Origin of the sequence: Paenibacillus sp. FSL F4-0122, assembly GCF_038002845.1 — a bacterium.
Taxonomy (GTDB): domain Bacteria; phylum Bacillota; class Bacilli; order Paenibacillales; family Paenibacillaceae; genus Paenibacillus_AQ; species Paenibacillus_AQ odorifer.
Genome location: NZ_JBBODI010000001.1, coordinates 3827778 through 3848542, shown reverse-complemented (window position 1 = coordinate 3848542; position 20765 = coordinate 3827778). Strand labels below are relative to the sequence as shown.

General features: G+C 45.3%; 19 protein-coding genes. 3 read left to right on the top strand and 16 right to left on the bottom strand.

Features of this window, described 5'->3' with window-relative positions:
• Nucleotides 1–199 precede the first annotated feature (199 nt).
• The 9 genes from MHH49_RS16600 to MHH49_RS16560 form a co-directional block, all read right to left on the bottom strand.
• Nucleotides 200–955: a tRNA threonylcarbamoyladenosine dehydratase gene (locus tag MHH49_RS16600; RefSeq protein WP_036677632.1), complete on the bottom strand. Its 756-nt coding sequence runs from the start codon at nt 953–955 to the stop codon at nt 200–202.
• 61 nt (nt 956–1016) lie between these two features.
• On the bottom strand, nt 1017–2801 hold the full coding sequence (aspS, locus tag MHH49_RS16595; RefSeq protein ID WP_038572979.1) for an aspartate--tRNA ligase: 1785 nt from the start codon (nt 2799–2801) through the stop codon (nt 1017–1019).
• Nucleotides 2802–2856: 55 nt separating this feature from the next.
• Nucleotides 2857–4110, bottom strand: a complete 1254-nt coding sequence (hisS, locus tag MHH49_RS16590) for a histidine--tRNA ligase (RefSeq protein WP_038572981.1) — start codon at nt 4108–4110, stop codon at nt 2857–2859.
• Between the two features lie 193 nt (nt 4111–4303).
• Complete coding sequence (locus MHH49_RS16585) at nt 4304–4441, bottom strand: hypothetical protein (RefSeq protein ID WP_155288182.1); 138 nt, start codon at nt 4439–4441, stop codon at nt 4304–4306.
• A gap of 366 nt (nt 4442–4807) precedes the next feature.
• Nucleotides 4808–5257, bottom strand: coding sequence for a hypothetical protein (locus MHH49_RS16580; RefSeq protein ID WP_036677637.1), 450 nt, complete (start codon nt 5255–5257; stop codon nt 4808–4810).
• 48 nt (nt 5258–5305) lie between these two features.
• Nucleotides 5306–5815, bottom strand: coding sequence for a type 1 glutamine amidotransferase domain-containing protein (locus tag MHH49_RS16575; RefSeq protein WP_038572983.1), 510 nt, complete (start codon nt 5813–5815; stop codon nt 5306–5308).
• Nucleotides 5816–5965: 150 nt separating this feature from the next.
• On the bottom strand, nt 5966–6121 hold the full coding sequence (locus MHH49_RS16570; protein ID WP_170914232.1) for a hypothetical protein: 156 nt from the start codon (nt 6119–6121) through the stop codon (nt 5966–5968).
• A 134-nt stretch (nt 6122–6255) separates the two neighbouring features.
• Nucleotides 6256–6699 carry a D-aminoacyl-tRNA deacylase gene (dtd, locus tag MHH49_RS16565; RefSeq protein WP_036677641.1) on the bottom strand — a complete coding sequence of 148 codons (444 nt, stop codon included), beginning with the start codon at nt 6697–6699 and terminating at the stop codon, nt 6256–6258.
• Between the two features lie 21 nt (nt 6700–6720).
• Nucleotides 6721–8901: a RelA/SpoT family protein gene (locus MHH49_RS16560; RefSeq protein WP_036677643.1), complete on the bottom strand. Its 2181-nt coding sequence runs from the start codon at nt 8899–8901 to the stop codon at nt 6721–6723.
• A gap of 313 nt (nt 8902–9214) precedes the next feature.
• Here MHH49_RS16560 and uraA point away from each other — a divergent pair, with 313 nt between their 5' ends.
• Complete coding sequence (uraA, locus tag MHH49_RS16555; protein WP_036677645.1) at nt 9215–10528, top strand: uracil permease; 1314 nt, start codon at nt 9215–9217, stop codon at nt 10526–10528.
• A 242-nt stretch (nt 10529–10770) separates the two neighbouring features.
• On the opposite strand, the gene MHH49_RS16550 is transcribed toward uraA, so the two are convergent.
• The 6 genes from MHH49_RS16550 to MHH49_RS16525 all read right to left on the bottom strand — a co-directional run bounded on the left by MHH49_RS16550 (nt 10771) and on the right by MHH49_RS16525 (nt 17576).
• The gene (locus MHH49_RS16550) at nt 10771–11289 is read right to left on the bottom strand and encodes an adenine phosphoribosyltransferase (protein WP_036677647.1); all 519 of its coding nucleotides are present in this window, start codon (nt 11287–11289) and stop codon (nt 10771–10773) included.
• Between the two features lie 144 nt (nt 11290–11433).
• Nucleotides 11434–13836: a single-stranded-DNA-specific exonuclease RecJ gene (gene recJ / locus MHH49_RS16545; protein WP_038572989.1), complete on the bottom strand. Its 2403-nt coding sequence runs from the start codon at nt 13834–13836 to the stop codon at nt 11434–11436.
• Nucleotides 13837–13865: 29 nt separating this feature from the next.
• Entirely contained in the window at nt 13866–14816 is a 951-nt protein-coding gene (locus MHH49_RS16540; protein WP_036677651.1) for a cation diffusion facilitator family transporter, read from the bottom strand.
• 143 nt (nt 14817–14959) lie between these two features.
• Nucleotides 14960–15862: a protein translocase subunit SecF gene (gene secF, locus MHH49_RS16535; protein ID WP_052097271.1), complete on the bottom strand. Its 903-nt coding sequence runs from the start codon at nt 15860–15862 to the stop codon at nt 14960–14962.
• Nucleotides 15852–17102: a protein translocase subunit SecD gene (secD, locus tag MHH49_RS16530; protein WP_036677653.1), complete on the bottom strand. Its 1251-nt coding sequence runs from the start codon at nt 17100–17102 to the stop codon at nt 15852–15854. The genes secF and secD overlap by 11 nt, the downstream gene beginning before the upstream one ends.
• A 222-nt stretch (nt 17103–17324) precedes the next feature.
• Nucleotides 17325–17576, bottom strand: coding sequence for a post-transcriptional regulator (locus MHH49_RS16525; protein WP_036677655.1), 252 nt, complete (start codon nt 17574–17576; stop codon nt 17325–17327).
• Nucleotides 17577–17772: 196 nt separating this feature from the next.
• Between MHH49_RS16525 and spoVB the strand changes: the two genes are divergently transcribed.
• Nucleotides 17773–19371, top strand: coding sequence for a stage V sporulation protein B (spoVB, locus tag MHH49_RS16520; RefSeq protein WP_339210590.1), 1599 nt, complete (start codon nt 17773–17775; stop codon nt 19369–19371).
• 4 nt (nt 19372–19375) lie between these two features.
• Here the strand turns inward: spoVB and MHH49_RS16515 are convergent, their stop codons facing one another.
• A complete protein-coding gene (locus tag MHH49_RS16515; protein WP_036677658.1) occupies nt 19376–20140 on the bottom strand; it encodes a DUF421 domain-containing protein in 765 nt (254 codons plus the stop codon).
• Nucleotides 20141–20366: 226 nt separating this feature from the next.
• Between MHH49_RS16515 and MHH49_RS16510 the strand changes: the two genes are divergently transcribed.
• Entirely contained in the window at nt 20367–20759 is a 393-nt protein-coding gene (locus tag MHH49_RS16510; RefSeq protein ID WP_036677660.1) for a TIGR04086 family membrane protein, read from the top strand.
• Nucleotides 20760–20765 lie beyond the last annotated feature (6 nt).

The window sequence follows — 20765 nt, the reverse complement described above, 5'->3', positions numbered from 1 at the left end:
TATTACCCGGATTATAAATCTTATAATCAGCCGTTCATCCCGGTTCAGCTATTATGCCTATTTATGGCCTGCTTATTGCAGAGCCCGCCTGTTAACGACAACAAAAGGGCGTACGCAGCCGGATTCCAGCTACTCGCCCTTTTGTCCATTACTCTAATCCTATAACTATAATTGAAACAGCCTCAGCTCAGCGATTCACTTACAAGCTGACGCCTCCAGCCTCAAGCAAATCACGCACGGCAACGCTGACCATGATTAGGCCGGCTACCGGTGGAACAAATGAATTGCTGGCTGGCGGTTGTTTCGCTTTACGTCGATCCGGCGCATTCTCCGGAACAATCTTGTCCGTAACATCCTGACGTGGCTTCATTGGCGGCTCCGTAGAGAAGACCACCTTCACGCCTTTCTTAATCCCATCCTTACGCAGCTTCTGGCGAATGACACGGGCAATCGGATCATACGTTGTCTTGGAAATGTCCGCTACCTGGAATCTTGTAGGATCCATTTTGTTGGCAGCGCCCATGCTTGAGATCATAGGAATTCCACGTGACAGACATTCTTTAATCAAATGTACCTTGTAGATAATCGTATCCGAGGCATCAATCACATAATCCGGTTTCAGCTTGAACAGTTCCTCATAGGTTTCTTCCGTATAGAACATGTTCAGCGCAATCGCTTCACATTCCGGATTAATCAGCTTCACGCGATCCACCATCAGTTCGGCCTTCTTTTGCCCAACCGTAGTAGTAAGTGCGTGAATCTGCCGATTCACATTGGTAATGTCGACAGAATCCTTATCAATCAGAATCAGTCTGCCGATCCCGCTACGAGCCAATGCCTCAACAGCCATACCGCCAACACCGCCGATACCAAGTACCGCTACTGTGCTGTTCTTCATAATCTCCAGACCTTCCGGTCCGATCGCCAGTTCCGTACGTGAGAACTGATGCAGCATGAGGTCAGCCTCCTTCAAAAGCTATGGCGAAGCAGAAATCTGCCTCGCCCGCTTTATTTAATTATTCTTTTTCTTTTTCTTTCTTTGGTTTAAGGGCCAGCTTAATGTGCAGTTGCTCCAATTGTGAACCGTCTACTGGTGCAGGTGCATCCATAAGCAGGTCCGTTGCACTTGCCGTTTTCGGGAATGCGATGGTTTCGCGCAGATTTGTACGACCCGCCAGCAGCATGATTAGACGATCTAAACCGAAGGCGATACCACCGTGTGGAGGTGTACCATATTCGAACGCATCCATCAGGTAACCGAACTTCTCGTAAGCAACCTCTTCTGTGAAGCCGAGAGCTTGGAACATTTTTTCCTGTACTTCACGTTTGTAAATCCGCATGGAGCCACCGCCTACTTCATAACCGTTCAGAACGATATCGTAGGCTTGTGCACGAATTGCACCTGGATCTGTGTCGAACAGATGCAGATCCTCTTCACGCGGACGAGTGAACGGATGGTGTTCTGCTACATAACGTTTCTGATCTTCATCATAACCAAGCAATGGGAAGTCAGTCACCCAAGCGAACTTGAACACGTTATCGTCGATCAGACCCAGCTGACGTCCGATTTTGACACGAAGGGCGCCTAGAACGTCCGCTACAACCTTTTTGGTATCAGCGGAGAACAACAGTAGGTCGCCTTCTTCAGCGCCTGTACGCTCCTTCACAGCGGCAATTTCTTCTTCAGTGAAGAATTTGACAATCGGTCCTTTGAACTCGCCGTCTTTCACTTGAATCCAAGCCAAACCTTTCGCACCATAACGCGCAGCATAAGGTCCGAGATCATCGATTTCTTTACGAGTCCAAGTCCCGCAGCCTTTAGCATTTAGACATTTCACTTCTCCGCCCTTTTCGATCACAGAAGCAAATACCTTTACGCCACTTGTTGCAACAATATCGTTCATTTCTACAAGCTCTAATCCAAAACGCAGGTCAGGTTTGTCTGAACCGTATTTGCCCATTGCCTCAGCATAAGTCAAACGTTGGAATGGAAGCTGAATATCCGCTCCTACAGTTTCTTTGAACAAACGCTGCATTAGGTTCTCCATCATGCCAAGCAACTCATCTTGAGACAGGAATGAAGTCTCGATGTCCACTTGTGTAAATTCCGGCTGGCGGTCAGCACGCAAATCTTCATCACGGAAACAACGAGCAATTTGATAATAGCGTTCAACGCCACCCACCATCAAAAGCTGCTTGTAGATTTGTGGAGATTGAGGCAATGCGAAAAACTCGCCTTCATGCACACGGCTTGGCACCAAATAATCACGCGCACCTTCCGGTGAGCTCTTAGTTAGGATTGGTGTCTCTACGTCAATAAATCCTTCACTGTCAAGGAAATCGCGGAAAATCTTAGAAGCTTTCGAGCGTAGCAACAGTGTTTTTTGCATTTCCGGACGACGCAGATCCAGGTAACGATATTTCAGACGAAGAGATTCGTCTACTTCCACTCCATCTTCGATGAAGAATGGAGGAGTCTTAGCAGCGTTCAGCACTTCGATATCTGTAATTTGAACTTCAATCTCACCTGTTGGCAGATTGCGGTTAATAGTTTCTTCATCACGTTTAACCACTTTTCCTTTGACAGCCAAAACATACTCACTGCGAACCTTATCCGCAATTTGCAGTGCTTCGCCGGAGTAGTCCGGGTTGAATACAACTTGCACAATACCGCTTCTGTCACGCAGGTCAATAAAAAGTACGCCCCCAAGGTCGCGGCGGGTCTGGACCCATCCGTTTAAGGTTACCGTTTGTCCAATATGTTCTGGTGTTAATTGCCCACAGTTATGACTTCTTTGCATAATTCACCATTCCCCTTTTTATTTAAAAATACATTTCTACTTAAAAAGTCTTCTTCTATACCAACGCCTGAGCCAGCTCTTCGAGCTTCACAGTCTGCTGTTCCCCTGTGCTCATCGACTTCAGCGCAATTACACCATTCTTCAGCTCGTCTTCGCCAAGAATCGCAGTATAACGTGCCGACATACGGTCAGCTGACTTCATCTGCGCCTTCATCTTCCGGCCGAGGTAGTCGCGTTCTGCCGAGAACCCTTGGCTACGCAGAAAGTATAGCTGCTTGGAGATTTCAATGTCAGCCTCTTCGCCAAGAGCTACAAAATACACATCCAGTGGCTTCGCAGTCTCCAGCTCTACCTTCTGATCCTCCAGAATAAGAAGAATACGCTCCAGCCCGATCCCAAAACCAATACCCGGTTGATCCGGTCCACCGATTTCTTCAACCAAACCGTTGTACCGGCCTCCGCCGCCTACGGTATCAATAGAGCCAATGCCAGCTGCTTTATATTCAAACGCAGTATGCGTGTAATAATCCAAACCACGTACAAGACGAGAATTAATCGTGAACTCTACACCCATAATGTCGAGATGCATCTTAACCTTCTCAAAATGAGTTATGCATTCATCATCCAAACTGTCCAAAATAGAAGGGGCATCTGTAAATTTATCCTGATCCACCTTGCAATCCAGCACACGAAGCGGATTACGCTCGATTCGACGCTGACAGTCACTACAGAGGTTATCCTTCATCGGTCTAAGGAATCCCAGCAGCTTCTCCCGGTAAGCCGCACGGCTTGGTGCATTACCCACGGAATTAAGCTCCACTCTTACATCCTTAAGACCTAGATCCTTATAGAACTGATAGCCCATAGAGATTACTTCTGCATCAATAGCCGGATCCACGGCCCCAAACGCCTCAATCCCAAACTGATGGAACTGGCGATATCTTCCGGCCTGCGGACGCTCATAACGGAACATAGGTCCGATATAATACAGCTTGCTTACATCAGGTTCACCGTATAGCTTGTTCTGAACGTAAGCCCGCACGACACCAGCCGTTCCTTCTGGACGAAGAGCCAAATCACGGTCGCCTTTGTCCTTGAACGTATACATTTCGCCTTCCACAATATCCGTTGTTTCGCCTACTCCACGTTCGAATAACCCTGTGTGCTCAAACATAGGTGTGCGAATTTCCCGATAGTTAAAACGGCGGCATAAATCTCTGGCCTTCCCCTCAATATACTGCCATTTCTCCACAGCACCCGGAAGCACGTCCTGCGTTCCTGTTGGTTTCTCGAATCTTTCTTTAGCCACAGTCTATCCCTCCTAAAAAATAACCCCTCTAAAGCTGTTCTCTTCATCTGTTTCTATTGCAGAAATAGCAAAAAATCCCTCGTCCCTGTTTTATAAAAAAACAGGGACGAGGGATTATCATAACCAATAATACACCACGTGGTACCACCCACATTCCGGATCAGTAAAAATATACTGAAGCCGCTCAAAGCGGTTAACGCCCGCCTACGCGTAAACGGCTACTGATCGCGGCAATCAACACTGCCCACTTTCGCCGTACGTTCTCGGGGAGGTCATTCATTCGCTCATCAACAGAATCCTTGCAGCCAAGCGATACCGGTTCATCATCCACTTAAGTAGATGTCATCCGAATCGACAAGGGATTCTTCTCTGGAGTTGTGGGTTCTCGAATTACTTGGTCCCGTCATCAAAACCATATGATAAAATCGTATATTGTTAATATTCTACTGAACTACTGCATTAAAGTCAAGGTAGTAAAAAGGATGCCTAGTATAAATTTTGACAGCTTCCGAGTTTTTTATTCAGCAATTATATTGTAACAAAAAAATGACCTGCAGCCGAATGCTGCAGGTCCATCATCATATATTATTAAAAAGGGGGTCATGCCTTTATTATAAACACGCTATATTAAGGAATCATGTACGTAATATTACGATTATATTACATTCCATGAAAGCGGTTTATTTTTAATAGAATACTATTCGAATTGTTCAACATAAGCCCCTTTGCCCCGGAGGATTTCCACAACTTCATTATAATTCTCTTCTGCTATACTTAGCTCCATCACATAACGAAGTTCACTTAAATCCCCATCTTCGAGATCTCCTTCTGCCACGTTCGCACTAACCTGATCTTCATTCACACTATAATGCGTTTCAGGGTCAGCACGAGTGTCGGAAGCGGCAATGCCAGGAACCAGCATAGCTCCAGCTGCAGGTGTGCTAGCCGTTCCAAGCGTTCCAGTTGTGCCTGCGACTACAGATGCACTATCCAGTGGAATGATTGGAAACAGAATATTACGATCATTGCCGATAGGGTCCGTGAGTGGCCAAACCTCCAAGCCATCCACCTTATAGCTAATCAATGCTGTTTTTGCGCCTTCTGCTTCATTTTCAGTTCTGAAATACGCTTGGATTTTTCTGCTCATTGCCATTACCTCCTTGGATTATAAGACTCTAATTTAAATATTGCTTATTTATTTCAGGACCTTCAATATTTCACGAACAAATGCAGGCTCATCTTTTGGTGTACGCGAAGTAATGTAATTGCGATCAACCACTACTTCCTCATCCTTAAACACCGCACCGGCATTCACAACATCATCCTTCAGCGGAGGATAAGAGGTAATGGTGCGTCCCTTAAGCAAGTCTGCACTGATCAGAATTTGCGGTCCGTGGCAAATAGAGGCGATAGGCTTGCCTGCTTCATTTGCTTCTTTTACAAACTTCAAAATATCGGCATTTTGCCGTAAATTCTCGGGGGAAGAACCACCCGGGATGACAATCGCGTCATAATCACTTGCTTGAACCTCGGCGATCGCCTTGTCTGCTGCGTAGGAGACTTCTTTCTTTTTACCCAGCAGGGTCTCCCCTTTTTTCAAACCAATAATGTCAGCTTGATGTCCTGCCTTTATAATTTCATCATAAGGAACCTTCATTTCAGAATCTTCAAAATCATTAGCCAGTAAGAAAGCAACGTTACTCATGTGATAGTTTCTCCTCTCTGTCTTTAGCAATTAATGATGTTCTTATTATTCTTTCTTGTGGTCTATTACCCTTATGAGGATGCTTTCTAACCTTTAATCGGAAAATAGGCTTCATTCACAACACCGAAAAAGCCGCCTTTTCCACCCGCTTCAGGTACGCGGCAAGAGATTGCGGCTTCTTCCTTTGATTACTAATGGTTCGGTCTCGCCTTCTAGCTTTTTGGCTAATGCACAGGCTTCCATAGGACTCCCAGTCGGTAGTGCCGGGATACTTCTCCATACCCATGCCTTCTGTGATTGTCTCATTCTTAAACTCCCTGCCTTATGCGTGATATCTGCCTGCATTTAGTTTATCCAGCCCAAAGAAGCTCTATCCGCATAAAAAAAAGATGTCGAAAGTTAGCTCCGGCCAGAAGCAATCTTCGACATCCTCTATTTCGTTAGCTGCGGCTATCCAGAATGAGAGTAACTGGGCCCCAATTGGTCAGCGACACATCCATCATCGCTCCAAATATGCCCGTCTCCACCTGAAGACCTCCAGCTCTAAGCTCTTGATTAAAATAATCATAAAGACGCTCGGCCTCCGCAGGAGCTGCAGCTCCCATGAAATTCGGCCGTCTTCCCTTACGGCAATCTCCGTATAAAGTAAACTGGGACACTGAAAGAATAGCTCCGTTAGTATCCGTGACACTATAGTTCATTTTGCCAGCATCATCTTCAAAAATACGCAGTCCAGCTATTTTATCCGCCAAATATTTGGCATCCTTCTCCGTATCTTCATGGGTAACGCCGACAAGCAGCATCAGACCATTGCCAATCGCTCCGGTCACTGTCTCATCCACGGTTACTTTGGCGTCCTTGCAACGCTGTACTACAACTCTCATCGCACTACTTCGCTCCTTGCCTTATTGCATGATCCGATTCACTGTATATACATCTTTGACTCGTTTCACTTTATCTACAACGGATTGCAGATGCTCCGTATTACGAATAAGGATGGTCATATGAATCATTGCCATCTTATTCTTGTCAGAGCGCCCAGTGACCGCTGAAATGTTCGTTTTGCTCTCGGACACTGCCTGCAGTACTTCATTGAGCAGTCCATTGCGATCATGGCCTGTAATCTCAATATCCACACTGTAGTTTGCTTCCATCGTGCCTTCCCATTCCACTTCAATCACTCTAGCTGCTTCTTCTCCGTCACCTTCACCCGGAATGTTAGGACAATCCTGGCGGTGTACAGATACGCCCCGGCCCCGTGTAACATAACCTACAATGTCGTCACCCGGAACCGGGTTGCAACATCGTGCAAAACGAACAAGTAAGTTTTCAATTCCTTTTACACTAACACCATTGGTAGGTTGATTACGTCTCTCGCCGGAAGACTTGATCTCCTTCATCTCTGAAGTAAGCTCCAAGTGATTAGCAGCTTCTTCCTGCTCCTTGCGCAGCTTCTCCGTCAAGCGGGAGGCAATTTGCGAAGCGGTAATCCCACCAAAACCAACGGCAGACAACATATCCTCTACATCATTAAAGGCAAATTTTTTCGCAGCTTCCAATAGTTTTTCATCAGAAATCCACTCGGAAACTTCGACATTCAGGCGCTTCAGCTCACGTTCAATCGCTTCGCGACCTTTTTCGACATTTTCCTCACGTTTTTCTTTTTTGAACCATTGCTTAATTTTGCTTCTTGCGTGAGAGGATTGTGCAATTTTGAGCCAGTCACGGCTAGGTCCGTAAGAATGCTTAGACGTCAAAATCTCAACAATATCGCCCGTCTTCAGCTTGTGATCAAGCGGCACGATCCGCCCGTTCACCTTGGAACCAATTGTACGATTGCCCACTTCTGTATGAATGCGGAACGCGAAGTCAAGAGGCACAGAACCCGCAGGAAGCTCAATAACCTCACCTTTAGGAGTAAATACAAACACCAGGTCTGAGAAAAAATCCATTTTCAGTGATTTTACGAACTCTTCGGCATCCTTAGCTTCATGCTGCAGCTCCAATATTTCGCGAAAGAAAGGCATCCGATTCTCCGGATTAGCATTATTACTGCTGCCTTCTTTGTATGCCCAGTGTGCGGCTATCCCGTATTCTGCCGTGCGGTGCATTTCCCAGGTGCGAATTTGCACCTCAGTAGGCTCTCCGCCTGGTCCTACCACAGTAGTATGCAGAGATTGATACATATTGGCTTTTGGCATAGCTATATAATCTTTAAAACGCCCCGGCATTGGCTTCCATAAGGTGTGAATAATTCCAAGGGTTGCATAACAGTCCTTGATATTATCCACAATGATACGAATGGCCAGCAGGTCATAAATTTCATTAAACTGCTTGTTTTTTGTGCTCATTTTGTTATAAACACTGTAAATATGCTTCGGGCGGCCGGAAAGATCACCTTCAATGCCCATTTCATCCAGCTTGGCACGAATACGGCCAATTACGCTGTCGATAAATTGCTCACGCTCGGCCCGCTTCTTATGCACCAGATTAGCAATCCGGTAATACTGCTGCGGGTTCAAGTAACGAAGCGCAATATCCTCCATCTCCCACTTGATCGCGGAAATCCCCAGCCGGTCAGCTACAGGACAGAAAATCTCCAACGTCTCATAAGAAATACGGCGCTGGCTCTCTTCAGATTGGTATTTTAACGTTCGCATATTATGCAGACGGTCCGCCAGTTTAATGACAATAACCCGGATATCCTGAGCCATAGCAATAAACATTTTACGGTAATTCTCGTTCTGCTGCTCTTCCTTTGAGCGAAAGCGAATGCGTTCCAGCTTCGTTAAGCCGTCAACAAGCATTGCGCAGGTATCGCCAAATTTAGCGCGGATTTGTTCCAGTGAGACCGTCGTATCTTCCACCACATCATGCAAAAGCGCTGCAACAATAGATATAACATCCATTTGCATATTGACGACAATATCTGCCACCGCCAGCGGATGCAGAATGTATGGCTCCCCCGACTTGCGGATCTGCCCGTGATGAGCCTGATCGGCAAATTCATAAGCTTCCCGGATGCGGAGAAGATCTTTATCTTTTATATAGGCGCCAGCCTTATCAATTAATCGCTCAATGCCCATTCTCGTCGTATCCGATTCCTTTCTATAATAAAATGAACCCGCAACTGTTCAAAAATCTGCAGGTTCCAATCATTTCATTTGTCCAAGCTTACTTACGCCCTTATTCAAAGTTGTCTATAATTATGAGGCTTAAGGAGGATTACGTCAACACTTGCCATCTCATGGGATTCCAGAAGTAAAAGTAATTAAATTCGGACAAATTAATAACACTTGTGAAAATGTTGTTGTAAAAAAGCCAAGTTCTATTTAATCTAGTAAAGGCGGATTTTCGCCGGACAACATAATATCAGATAAGAAAGAGGAGTGAACTCCATTGCAACGCGAAATTCAAGTTAACGAAAAACTTCCATGGGGCCCAGGCTTTCTATTAAGTCTCCAGCATTTGTTTGCCATGTTTGGCAGTACAGTGCTAGTGCCTAACTTGTTCGGGGTCGACCCTGGAATGATTTTGCTTATGAATGGTATCGGTACATTGCTGTACATTTGGATCTGTCGCGGTAAAATCCCTGCGTACCTTGGTTCCAGCTTTGCCTTTATTGCACCGGTATTATCAGTACTCAGTCGTTACCCAAATGATCACATGAAAGGATACTCGCTTGCTTTGGGTGCTTTTATCGTCACTGGTATTATATTCGTGCTCGTGGCATTGATCATTCGTTATGCAGGAACCAAATGGATTGATGTTGTTTTCCCTCCAGCAGTAATGGGAGCGATCGTAGCTACGATCGGACTTGAACTTGTACCTGTTGCCGCACGAATGGCAGGACTTATTGCTCCTGAAGGCGTTGCAGTTGCAGACTGGACGCCAGATGGCAAAACAATCGCACTTTCTATGGTGACGCTTGGTGTAACTGTAATTGGAGCTGTACTCTTCCGCGGTTTTCCAAAAATCATTCACATCCTTATTGGTATCGTCACTGGTTATGGTTTAGCATATATTTTGAAAATGGTGGATACCGCTGCTATCTCTAATGCAAAATTTTTAGCGCATCCTTCCATTGTTACTCCTTCATTTGATTGGAATGTAATATTCACTATTATCCCGGTATCATTAGTTGTTATCGTTGAGCATATTGGACATTTACTTGTAACAAGCAATATTGTCGGAAGAGACTTGGCAAAAGATCCTGGACTTGACCGCTCCCTGATGGGGAACGGGATATCTACAATTATCTCCGGTTTTATCGGTTCTACTCCAAATACAACCTACGGTGAAAATATCGGGGTTATGGCGTTGACTAAAGTATATTCGGTATATGTAATCGGCGGCGCAGCGGTGATCGCTATTCTGCTTTCATTCTCTGGTACTTTCTCCTCTGTTATCGCTAATATTCCAACCCCTGTAATGGGCGGTGTATCCCTGCTGCTGTTCGGTGTAATTGCGGCTTCCGGATTACGTATTTTCGTTGAGCAAAAAGTTGATTTTTCCAAAGCTACTAACATGATCATGGCTACGTTGGTACTCGTTGTCGGAATCAGTGGTACAACCCTTACCATGGGCAACGTTAAACTAAGTGGTATGGCGCTGGCTACAATTGTTGGTATCGTTCTGGCTCTGTTCTTCAAACTCATTGAAGTGCTCGGATTGTCTAATGAAGGCGGAGAAAGTGATAAAACTGCCCATTAATCGGTTATAAAAAATAGAATTTTAAAAAAGCTGCTCCAACGTCCATTTATGGACTTGGGCAGCTTTTTTTATTGACTCAGATACAAAACAGCAACTCTCCGCCAAAAGGCAGACAGCTGCTGTTATTATCTTACATTTTCCAATTAATGTTTAACTTCCACACTTTGCGTCTTTGCACTTTTCAGCATAATTCGAGAGCCGAATCCCCGTTTATTTCCCGGGAAAAGACAAACTTTACAAGATTAATCCTCGTAATTCACCAAGGAAAGAACTTCAACTCCAGAAAGCTTATTACGTCCAGCAAGCTCAACCAGCTCAATCAGAAAAGCAGCACCTACCACTTTACCGCCAAGCTGTTCTACAAGGTTAACCGAAGTAGCAATGGTTCCACCAGTTGCCAATAAATCATCAGCGATCAATACTTTTTGACCAGGCTTGATAGCATCCGTGTGAACAGCAAGTGTGTCCTTGCCATACTCAAGATCATAACCTACCTCTATAGTCTCATATGGAAGCTTGCCGCTTTTACGAATCGGCACAAAACCTACTCCCATCGCATAAGCAAGAGGTGCTCCAACTACGAAGCCACGTGCTTCTGGTCCAGCGATAACGTCGATTTCCAAGTGCGCTACGAGAGCTTTCAACGCGTCAATCGCTTGGCGGTAAGCCTCCCCGTCTTTAAGCAATGTGGTGATATCTTTAAAACTAATACCTTCTTTAGGGAAATCAGGAATCACACGAATACTATCTTTAAAATCCAAATTTATCATCTCCTATAAGTTTTGTTAGCATAGCTGCTTTGATTCAGATCGACAAAACTTGCTTCGTAAGCATACGTTTTGTTATATTGAGCGTTGCATTTTTATACACCGTTGGGTACGCTCAGCAGCTCATATTTGCATGGATTATGATACGCCTAAACGACGCGATAACATCCAGTCCTGTAACTCTGACAGGCTGCCCTCCATGAAGTATTGCTCCATTTCCGCCATCTGTCCCAGTCGGACAAAATGACTCGATGCTGTCAGACTTTTAGCTACTGGCTGAGTAATAAACGCCACACTTCCCTGACTTCTTTTAATAAAATCAAGCTCCTCAAACACATCAAGCATGTTGTTAAGCATGCGGATACTTAACGAGGACTGGCGGCTTAACCGCAGCAAAACTTCGTTCTCAGGTGTTGCAACTGAGGTGATCGAAGCCAACAGTTTATATAGTATTTTGAAATGATCCCGTGTCGGAGTAATAAGTCGTTCTCGGCCATCCTTGATAGAATGCAATAACGCAATATTATCAGCATTAGGGAAGGTTTCGAGCAGCGCATCCAGTTGTTCAGGAGTCTCCGGCATATCCAGTAAGCATAACAGGGAGACATGCCCTGATTCCTGAAGGGGCTCATCCTTAACAGCAGCGCTAATGCCAGCTTCTTTATCATATACCCATAAAGACATTCCTATCAATTCACTTGCAGGCGTACTACGTCCGTTCTGAAACACTGCAGCAGCTCGATACGGACCCGCACCACTATAAGGAAGAAGTAGTTCTCTAATATGTGCGGCTTGCCGTACGGCGTCAGCAGCACCACGAAGATCGAATAACTGAGCATCCTGCACAGATAAATCCTGCAGCATCAGCTGTGATTTGCGTGAGCCATTCCATTCATTGATCGACAGCTCAGCTAACACGTTGATCGTAGTACCCGCCGGTAGCAGCCTGGATAAAGCGCCTTTACCAAACGCCAAGGCTTCAATGCTGTTTTTCCCCTGCTGCAATACAATCTTCAGGTGTTTTCCATCTTGGCCCATTGTACGTGTCTCTTTCACGGTAGCCCCACGAATAATAAACTTCGGCAACGGATTAGACATTCCGAATGGTGCAAGCCTTTCCAATTCTAACGCGGTCTGCAGTGATAAATCTGAGATTGACACCTCTGCATCAGCGGAAGCAACAGGAACGAAATGCTCTGGCGTTAACACCCCGGACGCATATTCGTTTAATGCTGCAGCAAAGGCTTCTAATCCATCCCGATGCAGGCTCATTCCCGCAGCGGCTGGATGACCTCCAAAATGATCCATTAAATCAGAACAAGAAGAAAGTGCAGCGTAGATGTCAAGTCCAGGAATGGAGCGAGCAGAACCTTTGCACATTCCGGTCTCTGGATGTATATCCAGAATGATCACAGGCCGATAATAACGCTCCAGCAGTTTGGAAGCCACTATACCTACCACACCTACATTCCAGCCATGATCAGCAAGAACAATGATGTCTGGGATTTCGCCACCCTGTGTCATCTGCTCCAGCTTGGCAGTAGCCTCAACAACAATTCTTTCTACCACCAATTGGCGTTCTTTGTTAAGCAGGTCCAGCTCTCCAGCTAGCTGCTCTGCCTCAGCCGCATGCTCGGTAGTGAGGAGGGACACAGCCCGTCCAGCATGGTCCAGGCGACCACTGGCATTAATGCGCGGCGCCATGCCAAAAGCGATATTGACCGCACTCACAGTGCTCATGTTCACACCGCTGACAGCGAGTAAGGCACGAATCCCCGGGAAACTTGAATGCCGCATACTTTCCAAGCCATTTCTAACAATCTCACGGTTTTCGCCAAGCAGCGGCATTAAATCCGCAACCGTTCCTATCGCTGCAATCTCTGCCCATTCTGTGGGAGTTTCTTCCCCTAGAATAGCCTGAGCAAGCTTATAAGCCACACCTACACCCGCTAATCCTTTGAACGGATAAGGGCAGTCTGGCAGCTTGGGATTAATAAGCGTATAGGCCTCTGGCAAAAGCTCAGGGGGTTCATGGTGATCCGTAACGATCACATCGATCCCCAGTTCATTAGCGTAAGCAACCTGATGATAAGCGCTAATGCCAGTATCTACTGTAATGATTAAGGAGACACCTTGCTGTAAAGCCCAATCCAGGGCATGATTATGCAGCCCATAACCCTCATTAGAGCGGTGTGGGATATAAATATCAAAGGAAGCGCCTAAATAGCGCAGCAGATGAATCATAAGTGCTGTGCTGGACACCCCGTCGGCATCATAATCGCCATAAATAAGAATATGTTCTTCATCTTTTAAAGCCTTTCTAATTCTAGGAACCGCTTCAGCCATTCCTTTGAGTAGGAACGGATCATGCTGTTCTTCCTCACTGCCATCCATGAAGCTTAGAGCTTCATGAGGCGTGTTCATTCCTCTATTTACTAATAGTGAGGATAAGAGTGGAGAAATAGAAAGGCTCCGGGCCATATCCCTAACTGTGTCGGGATTGGCTGCCGGAGATTGCCATCTTGTTTTTGAATAAAGCAATAGAACTCACCTTTCTCTCACCTTGCAAACTACTGAAGCAACGTAGGAATATCATTATCCGGCAATTCATAATTGCTTTTGTACGGATAGCCGGGATCATAAGGAACAACGTCCATATGCACCTCACCGACATGAACAAACCGGTGCTGCAGCAGCTTCCTAGCGCATTCCGAAATATCCTGTGCTTCCATCACCGTAATCCGCGGATTCACACTGATCTTCACTTGAAGATTCACATAATTCCCTTGCTCAAGTGCCTTCAGATGTTCTACGCGAATGACGCCATGAACACGTTGCACCGTTTCAATAAAATTAGCGGCTTCCTCCGAAGGAAGCTCCTGCGCATTTTTAGTGTTAATAGAGCTAGCAATGAGTGAATAGCCTTTACGAAGAATTAAAACTCCGGTTAAGAGTGCGGCAATAGGATCCATATAAGATAGAGGATGCCAATAGGTGCCACCCATGGATAACGAAATTCCGACTAATACTGTGATAGATGTATATAAGCTGAAACGATGACTATTAACATATGCAGCGTGACTGCCATCACCTATTTTTTTAAAGTAGCGATATTGATATTGAAATACAGCTTCTTTAAAAACAATAGATACTAAGACGGTTACAAACGCCAGCTGTCCGTGTGTAGATGATTTTCCATCCGTTAAGTCGCGGATTGCAGAGAATGCGATCTGCAGTCCCCCCATAAGAATAAATACCGAAAAAAGTATAGCCAACAGCGGCTCCTTAGTGCCCCGCCGTTCTTCGATCCGTTGCTTACTCTTTCTCCCTTGCTCAGAGCGCCACGGAAGAATATCCGCCAGTTTGGCTGCTGCGTCTGCTCCGGAATACAAAGCATCCCCCATTAATGCCTTGCTCCCTGAAATATAGCCAAAACTCCCCTTAGCTACTGCCAAAGTAACATCGCTAATGATCCCTGTCCAAGCAACCGTCTCGCTTTGCGGTGATCGTTCTTTATTCATACGAGGCCCTCCTTACCAATAGCAAGTAATCTCATGATGATTCAATACACATGACATGACCCTAAAGATTTCGAAAGCCGCGTCGCATTTGACGCGGCTTTCTTAAACGTATAAGAAAAGTAGAACTTCGATGCTAATTTCTTCTAACCTTTATTCGGGCTGCTCTTCACTTTAACCTTCTCACGCTTTTTAAGCACTAACCAGAGTGGACTGGCAATAAAGATGGAAGAGTAAGCTCCGAAGAGCAAGCCGATTACCATCGCAAGCGAGAACATCTTAATCGACTCGCCTCCGAACAATAACAGGAAGAACGCCGCAATGAATACGGTAAATGCGGTATAGAGAGAACGCATAAGCGTTTGAGCCACACTTTTATTCACAAGGTGTTTCAAGTCTTCATAAGTTTTCTGTTTACCAAAACGTAAATTCTCACGGATACGGTCAAAAATAACGATCGTATCATTAATGGAATAACCGATAATCGTAAGCACCGCTACAATGAAAGTCAAATCCACTTCCAAACGGAAGATAGAGAAGAGCGCGACTACGATAAAGGCATCATGGAGCAAGGCCACAATCGATGCCACGGCGAAACGCCATTCAAAACGAATACTTACATAAATAATAATCCCCAGACAAGAAATCAGAACTGCATAAATAGCATTACGTGCCAATTCTTTTGCCATTTCAGTGTCCACGGTATTAATTTCAAATGATGCTTTGTCATCCAGCTTAAGGATTTCAGCTTTTAGGGCTTCATCTTGAGCCTCATCAAGAACTTCGTCATAGCGGATATTCACACGCTGATCACCAAACGAGATCGTTGGTTCATGATCGACATCGATTGCACTAGTTGCAGTCTTAACCTGATCCAAGTTCAAATTCTTGGAAAGGGAGATGTCCACATTAGATCCAGCTTTAAAGTCAACGCTGTAATTCAGGCCAAATGTCGCCAGGAAAATCAATCCTGCTACTGTCAATGCGATAGAGAAAATATAGAAATATTTACTCAAATGTACGAAATCAAGCTCTTTCTTAAAGCGCACGGATTTCACTCTCCTTAACACCGAAGCTCTTCGGTTTGTTCAGCTTACCCGCTTTGACAAGCTGGCTAAGCAACCAGTGGGAGAAATAAAGATTCGTGGCGATACTCAGCACGATTTCTACAATCAGCACCAATGCAAAGCCTTTGACCGCACCTGTACCGAAGGCAAACATAACTGCTGCCACAATAATAGTAGTCACATTGGAGTCCATTACTGTCCGGAAAGAGGATTTATTCCCCGCTTTAACGGAGGACAGTATACTTTTTCCACTGCGCATTTCTTCCCTTATCCGTTCGTTGGTAATGATATTGGCATCGACCGCCATACCTATACCCAGAATAAATGCGGCTATACCAGGCAGCGTCAAGGTGAAGTCTGCGAAGACGAAGACCGCAATTAGCGCCCATGTATGCAAGAGCAAGGCAAAACTAGCCAAAAGACCTGGCAAACGATACATTCCGATCATGAAAATAAGGATAATCACAGAAGCCAGCAGACCTGCTCGAATCGTTTGATCAAGCGATTGCTTACCCAGGGTAGCACCCACACTTTGGGAATATTTCTCCGTCAGCTTCAGTGGCAATGCACCTAGGTTAATAGTGTCTGCAAGTTCACGTGCTTCCTTAATTGTATAGTTACCCGAAATAGAAGCACTGCCATCGGTAAGTACTGCTTGTACCGTAGGGTCAGATAATTTGTTCTCATCCAAGTAAATTGCGAGATTCTTTCCTAAGAGACGTTTAGTAATCTCTGCAAATTTGTCCTTGTCCTTAATCTTGATGCTGATGATTGGCTGATTCAGGTTATCCCGTCCAACTTCTGCAGCACCTTCAACAAAATCACTACCTACCAGTTCGATTTTGCTGTAAGTTCCCTCAGCGTCACCTTCAGCAGCACTACGGAAAGTCAGAACTGCAGGTTCCTTCATTTTTTTACGAACCTCGGCTTCATCCGTTACGCCCGCAATTTTCAAACGGATACGGTCCGTACCTTCAGTAGTTACCTCTGGTTCACTTGTTCCGAGCGCATTCGCCCGTTTTTCTAAGCTTTCCGCTGTCTTCAGCAGAGAAGCTCGGGACAATGCTGCTCCCGCTTCCATAGGCTCAGCATGATACAAAATCTCAAATCCGCCTTTCAGGTCAAGACCAAGTCTAACCTTGTCCAGCAGTCCAGGAGTAGTAAATGCCATAACGCCTGTCAAAACGAGCACGGTAATAAAAAAGCCCATTAGTCTCTTCATGCTCTAGCTAGTTCCCCTTTCATTAACTCAATATTCCTATTATAGCTACACGCGAAATGACCGTCAATTCACAGCATTGATAGAGCTATACTCACACAAAGAAACGGCCGCCCCTGCTTAAATCAGCAAGACATCCGTTTTTAATAGGAGATGTGGAGTTATTATTCTCTTACTTTACTGCTTTATCAGGCAGTTCGCAAAAAGAAATATGTGGTTTATTGTTCAGTTCAACCCCCGATAGGCCGCAATAGTCAAATAATTCATGTAACTATTGGCTTTCAAGGAATAAATGTCGTTTACCAGCTTATGTAGGGGAGGCAAGCCTTCCTTATCATAATTACGGCTGATGCAATCCCAGATATCCTTGCTGGTTACATACTCATAGCCGAGGAGCCGGAATTCTTCAGCTTTGCTGCGGCACATGGCTTCGATTTCTTCACTATGTTGATCATGATTCCACTGTTCCGATTCCACGTGTTGACACCTCCAAAGATCGCTCATGTTCGTATGCTCACCATAGATATTCGACTCTTGTTCTTCGCTTTCCTTCTTCCTTCACAAAAAGTTAAAGCTACTAAAACAAGGCATGCCGAGATAGGGGTATAGCATATCCATAAGAATAGACAAGTTCGCCAGCGTTTTATTTCATTTTGGGAAGAAGGCGTGACCTTTGAAGAAACAGAGCTTTATACAAGGAACTTTAATCTTGCTAGCCGCCGGCATCATTAATCGGATGCTTGGATTTATTCCCCGGATTGCTTTACCACGTATTATCGGAGCAGAAGGTGTGGGACTATATCAGCTCGCATATCCTTTTTTTCTCGTGCTGGTTACTGTCATTACAGGCGGGATTCCACTGGCGATAGCCAAGATGGTTGCGGAAGCAGAAGGAGAGAATCGGCCTGAAAAATCAAGGCTGATTTTACGTACTGGACTTGCCCTTAGTGTTGGACTTGCAATCTTCTTTACTTTGGTTGCTTTGGTAAGTGCCTCATGGGTCTCCAATGTTATCTTAACAGACCATCGAGTTTATTATACGTTTATTGCCATGATCCCAATGATTGGGATTGTCGCCGTATCTGCAATCTACCGCGGTTATTTCCAAGGCAAGCAGAACATGATTCCATCGGCGCTCTCCTCCATCTTCGAATCTTTAGTGCGAATATTCTTTATGCTATGGTTCTCCTGGTTGTTGCTTCCTAAGGGTATTGCTATGGCGGCGGCTGGAGCGATGTTAGGTGTGACGGTAGGAGAAATTGGCGGAATGTTAGCGATTCTGTGGCAATATTATGTCATTACTAAAAAAGATAAAAAGCAGACAAATCCGACTCCAGAGCACCCCGCTCTCGAGCCGGAGGTTATCTCATCTGATACACAAGGTGTGAAAGCCAACTCCCCCATATTACGGCGGTTACTAGGCATATCCATTCCCGTTACGGCAAGTCGGCTTGTCGGCTCTTTTTCGTATCTGCTGGAATCTATTATTACTGTGCGCAGTCTCGCCTTGGCAGGTATAGCCACCGCTGCCGCTACAGCCCAGTACGGGTCTTTACAAGGGATGGTTATTCCCTTATTGCTGCTGCCCGGGGCACTGACCTCGTCACTTGCTGTATCTCTGGTTCCTTCCATATCAGCAGCTGCCGCAAGAAAGGACTTGCCTACCATTCACAAGCGTATGCATCAAGCGTTGCGGCTTGCGCTGGTAACAGGTGCCCCATTTGCTGTTCTTATGTATATCCTGGCGGTCCCGCTTTGCAATTTGTTATATGGCAACGCGGATACAGCCCCTATGCTGAAGCTTATGGCTCCGTTCGCCTTGTTCATCTATGTTCAAGCTCCCTTACAAGCTGCGCTGCAAGCTATGGATCGACCGGGCAGGGCACTCATCAACACCTTTATTGGAGCAGTAGTCAAAATCATTCTGATTGTAATATTGGCATCCCAACCTGAATATGGAATTTACGGCGCTATCATAGCCATTATTGTGAACAGCATTTTGGTTACGTTACTACACGGATACAGTGTAGTCAGTCTCATTTCATTATCTTTAAGAGTAACCGAAACCATTAAAACCTTATGTGCAATGCTCATTATGGGAGCGGGCGTGCATTATGTATACACTTCCATTCCCATTGCAGATGTACAATGGATTCAATTTTTATTTGCCTCTGCGATAGGAATGGTCCTGTATTTTGGAATCAGTCTGTTAGCTGGCCTTATCTCACTGCGTGATTTGGACCGTCTGCCGTTTATCAAACGCAGGCTCTAAAAGGTTATCTGTTGTCCAAACGGTCGACATAAATTCTGCCCTTATGATCTATGGAGCATAGAAATACATCTTTGAAATCAGATACTCCCTTTTGGCGAATTTGAGTTCTTAGCCAAAATCTGGTTTTTCCAATCATCTCTAAATTCTGATCCTGCACCTTTCCATCCATAATCAGAGGGATTGGAAGTCCTTCATACCTGATCTTATTCTTCGGCAGTTCTATCTTACGGTTCTTGTTCCCTTTATTATCGTCACTCTTTTTATGCTCAGCAGCTGCACTGCTATTGCCTGATTGGTTAGAGGATGAACTCCCCTTCTCTTTCTCGAATACGGTTAGCTGTCCACTAGGCTCCAGGATCGCAAATTCCACGTCAGCAGGACTGGCGATGTTCTGTCCACGCAATTGCTGCAGCAGATCATCAATATTATATCTCTGCCTACGCATTTCGCCCCGGTGCAGCTTGCCTCCAGAAATGAGTATGCTCGGTTTGCCGTCCATTAAAAGTCTGAGCTTTCTGCTCTTAAGACTGAGTTGAGCCACAATTACCTGTATCAACACCAATGTTGCCATCGGAACGACTCCTTCATAGATCGGCCGATTGATATCCTCAAGCACAAAAACAGCAATCTCGGCAATCATGATGGAGATCGTTAAATCAAATACAGACAGCTTACCTATTTCCCTCTTCCCCATGATGCGCATACACAGGAATATGAAGAAATACATCAGCACGGTCAAGAAAATATGGGTAGAGATATGCTGGAACATATAGCTTCGCTCCCCTCCATTCTCACCCGCAGACTTGTTTCCTCGGGTGGATTAATGTAACCCTATTCTGACCGCTCTGTGCAGGGAACATTCGGAAGCCGGCATATTAATTAATGGTAAAAAGGCTGCAATGCCCTTTCTTGTACTATTGGGGCAAGCCATCCCATACAATGAATAATAACTATGTTGATTCTTTTTTCTCAAAAAAACTTTAGGAGGTTGTACCATGTATTTAATCCGGCGCATGTTCTCGTGGAGAATAGCCAATCCTGTGTTATCTGGCCTATGTCGATCATTCCTTTGGATGCTGATGGGTGCGTTTGTCCTCTCTCTTTTGTTATGGGGCAGCAGTCTGAAGGAGCAGGATCTCTCAATGTACACATACATTGTACACGGCATAGCTGCAGCATTCGGAGGACTAACCGCCGGTCGCAGAGCCACGAGCAAAGGCTGGTATCAAGGAAGTCTTACAGGAGCATTTTATGGGATTATCGTTCTGTTAATCGGTTTTTTGGCACTGGATAGCGCACCATCTGGCGTAGATCTGCTATGGGTTCTCGCAGCTGCAGCAATTGGCGCTCTCGGCGGAATGTTTGGCGTTAATTTACAAAAAAGCTAAAATTAT

Excerpts from the sequence above, each read along its gene's own strand:
- MHH49_RS16600 (WP_036677632.1), bottom strand. The coding sequence starts at position 955 with ATGCTGCATCAGTTCTCACGTACGGAACTGGCGATCGGACCGGAAGGT.
- aspS (WP_038572979.1), bottom strand. The coding sequence starts at position 2,801 with ATGCAAAGAAGTCATAACTGTGGGCAATTAACACCAGAACATATTGGA.
- MHH49_RS16580 (WP_036677637.1), bottom strand. The coding sequence starts at position 5,257 with ATGAGCAGAAAAATCCAAGCGTATTTCAGAACTGAAAATGAAGCAGAA.
- MHH49_RS16575 (WP_038572983.1), bottom strand. The coding sequence starts at position 5,815 with ATGAGTAACGTTGCTTTCTTACTGGCTAATGATTTTGAAGATTCTGAA.
- MHH49_RS16570 (WP_170914232.1), bottom strand. The coding sequence starts at position 6,121 with ATGAGACAATCACAGAAGGCATGGGTATGGAGAAGTATCCCGGCACTA.
- dtd (WP_036677641.1), bottom strand. The coding sequence starts at position 6,699 with ATGAGAGTTGTAGTACAGCGTTGCAAGGACGCCAAAGTAACCGTGGAT.
- MHH49_RS16560 (WP_036677643.1), bottom strand. The coding sequence starts at position 8,901 with ATGGGCATTGAGCGATTAATTGATAAGGCTGGCGCCTATATAAAAGAT.
- MHH49_RS16540 (WP_036677651.1), bottom strand. The coding sequence starts at position 14,816 with ATGAATAAAGAACGATCACCGCAAAGCGAGACGGTTGCTTGGACAGGG.
- secD (WP_036677653.1), bottom strand. The coding sequence starts at position 17,102 with ATGAAGAGACTAATGGGCTTTTTTATTACCGTGCTCGTTTTGACAGGC.
- MHH49_RS16515 (WP_036677658.1), bottom strand. The coding sequence starts at position 20,140 with ATGTTCCAGCATATCTCTACCCATATTTTCTTGACCGTGCTGATGTAT.
- MHH49_RS16510 (WP_036677660.1), top strand. The coding sequence starts at position 20,367 with ATGTATTTAATCCGGCGCATGTTCTCGTGGAGAATAGCCAATCCTGTG.